3 protein-coding genes are annotated in these 1,647 nt (G+C 36.6%); all 3 read right to left on the bottom strand.

The window, feature by feature from the left end; translation table 11 throughout:
• Window positions 1–204: tetratricopeptide repeat protein (locus C6988_RS08540; RefSeq protein ID WP_272488187.1), on the bottom strand; the 204-nt coding region annotated here is incomplete at its 3' end.
• Window positions 205–261: 57 nt separating this feature from the next.
• Entirely contained in the window at window positions 262–1,080 is an 819-nt protein-coding gene (locus C6988_RS08535; RefSeq protein WP_182134664.1) for a plastocyanin/azurin family copper-binding protein, read from the bottom strand.
• Between the two features lie 60 nt (window positions 1,081–1,140).
• On the bottom strand, window positions 1,141–1,647 hold a 507-nt coding region (locus C6988_RS08530; RefSeq protein WP_182134663.1), incomplete at its 5' end, for an aminotransferase class III-fold pyridoxal phosphate-dependent enzyme.

The following is a 1,647-nucleotide window of genomic DNA, read 5'->3' as shown; positions in this document are numbered from 1 at the left end:
AAAACATGTTATTGCATCTGAATATTTTTTCATCTGATTTAATGCCAAACCTTTGTTGTGAAGGGCAGACGTATTTTTTGGCTCACTCTTTAATGCTTTATTGAATAATCCCACTGCTGCCTTTGGTTGATTTTTTTGTAATAGTGCCATTGCCTGATAAATCAAATCTTCAGGATCTTCTTTCTTGCCGCCAAATAATCCCATAAAATATTTTTTTGAATCTGTATAATGAAAGTTTGGGTTAGTTTTAAAAAATAATGGTTATAGTTTGGGCATTCCAAACTTTTGTGATTTTGATGTCATGATGATGACTGCTACAATCGATAATACCAAAATTACTCCAACTACGGAACCAAATTCTGGTACAACTGATGCCCCAGTAACTGTAACTGTATTTGATGTTGGTTCTAGTGCTGTTACTGTAAGCTCACTTATGTCTCCATCCATCGAGATGGTGTAATCTTCAGTCATTGTACCATCCACACTTACTGAAGAAATTCCGCTAATAAGATCAGATGGGAGTATCAATACGAGTGTATGATCATCGCTTTTTGATTGACCCATCAATCCAAATGTTATCGAGTTTGTGTCTTCGTTAACTGTTGCAGAGGTAATTGATCTGTTGTATTCATATTCTACATCAAATGTTGTTTTACCATCTCCTACTTTAGAGCCTACATTAGATACTACCTTCAAACCAGTCTCAACAGTAATCGTTCCAACCATCCAAGGATGTACTATGCAAAAGTAAGGATACTCTCCTAACTCTGTAAATTGGTACTCAAATGTTTGTCCTGGTGGAAATAGACTACTGTCAAAAATTCCATCTGGTCCTTCTTCTGCGGTTCCAGATGTTACTGTATGTGCAGCAGTATCTGCATTTTTCCAAGCAACCGTATCTAGTACTTCTACTGAAAGATTACCGTTTGTATCTCCGGTCTTTTCTACTTGCCAAAAGTATGGTGCAGAAGGTGCCGCAGCTCCGGTTGGTATGAGAATGTCATATGTTGATTGAGCATGTGCAATTCCTACCGGAAGTGCAATTATTGCAATCATCGAAAGAATAATTATTTCTCTCATGAGACTCAAAATCTTTGATAATTAAAGAGGCTTACTGTGTTCATACGAATTTACCATCTGTTATAGGCTCTCAGAGAATCTCTCTGATGCCTTAAACATTGAATCAAGGTCTTTTTGTGAATGGGCATTAGAAATTGCTCCTAATTTTCCAGGCAAAAAGAAGATTCCATCTTTTACCATCATCTCAAAATGATACTTGTGCAAAAGTGCAGAATCACATCTTGCAGCATCTGCAGCATCATTGATTTCTGAAACTCCATTTTTTAAAAAATGTGTCATAAACAGAGAACCTTTTCCGGTAACTTTGACTCTACCATCAAAAATTTTGGTCAGTCTCTGTCTTGTGGTTTTTCCAAAGTTATTGATTTTCGGATAAATCGTGTTTTTGGATTTTTTCAATGTGCTAAGTGTTGCAAATCCCGCAGACATTGTTGCAGGGTTTGCAGAAAATGTACCGCCTCCAATGTATGACCTTTCAGTCTTGTCAAGATTTGCAGTATTTGATAATTCCATAATCTCTTTTCTACCGCAAATCACTCCAATTGGAAATCCTCCACCAACAATTTT

Source organism: Nitrosopumilus sp. b1, assembly GCF_014078545.1.
GTDB lineage: Archaea > Thermoproteota > Nitrososphaeria > Nitrososphaerales > Nitrosopumilaceae > PXYB01.
The sequence above is the reverse complement of the archived record's forward strand: the minus strand, read 5'-3'. Positions and strand labels throughout refer to the sequence as shown.

Coding starts and splice junctions, on each gene's coding strand:
- C6988_RS08535 (WP_182134664.1), bottom strand. CDS start 1,080: ATGAGAGAAATAATTATTCTTTCGATGATTGCAATAATTGCACTTCCG.